1 pseudogene is annotated in these 224 nt (G+C 67.0%); it reads right to left on the bottom strand.

The annotated features are described in order from the left end of the window. A pseudogene (locus BLJAPNOD_RS34915) lies at positions 1-224 on the bottom strand (calcium-binding protein); the annotation flags it as partial.

The raw sequence follows: 224 nt of genomic DNA, 5'->3' as shown, positions 1-224 counted from the left end.
TGTCGTTGCCATTGCCGCCGAACAGCCGGTCATCGCCGTCTTCGCCATGGATCGTATCGTTGCCGTCGCCGCCAAGCAGCGTGTCGTTGCCGGTGCCGCCGAGGATCAGGTCGTCGTCCTCGCGGCCATAGACGATATCGTCGCCGCCAAGGGCCGCGATGATGTCGGGGCGCGGCGTGCCGAGGAGAACGTCGGGTCCCTCGGTGCCCTTGATCTCGTTGGCC

It is taken from the genome of Ensifer sp. M14, assembly GCF_003355565.1.
In the GTDB taxonomy this organism is placed as follows: Bacteria; Pseudomonadota; Alphaproteobacteria; order Rhizobiales; family Rhizobiaceae; genus Ensifer.
Note: the sequence above shows the minus strand (reverse complement) of the source record. Positions and strands in the feature narration are given on the sequence as shown.